The sequence below is a fragment of the Ruminococcus sp. N15.MGS-57 genome (genome assembly GCF_000980385.1).
Classification (GTDB): domain Bacteria; phylum Bacillota; class Clostridia; order Oscillospirales; family Ruminococcaceae; genus Hominimerdicola; species Hominimerdicola aceti.
In genome coordinates this window covers 1-253 of record NZ_LARF01000167.1, presented here as the reverse complement: position 1 = coordinate 253, position 253 = coordinate 1, and the positions used below count along the sequence as shown (strand labels likewise).

At 49.8% G+C, this 253-nt stretch carries 1 rRNA gene; it reads left to right on the top strand.

Features of this window, described 5'->3' with window-relative positions:
• Positions 1-52: ribosomal RNA gene (locus WS40_RS11130) — 16S ribosomal RNA — on the top strand; the annotation flags it as partial.
• Between the last annotated feature and the right edge of the window lie 201 nt (positions 53-253).

Genomic DNA, 253 nt, shown 5'->3' with positions numbered 1-253 from the left:
GAAGTCGTAACAAGGTAGCCGTATCGGAAGGTGCGGCTGGATCACCTCCTTTCTAGGGAGTCAGACATTCAGTCAAAGCTGGACTTTGGTTGAATGGACAGGAAAGCAAGTTTCAGTATTGTTCAATTTTGAAGGCCTTGCAGAAATGCGAGATCTTCAAAGCATAAGGGACAGCGAAACCCGAAACGCAAGTAGCGCGGGGGTATAGCTCAGTTGGGAGAGCACCTGCTTTGCAAGCAGGGGGTCAAGGGTT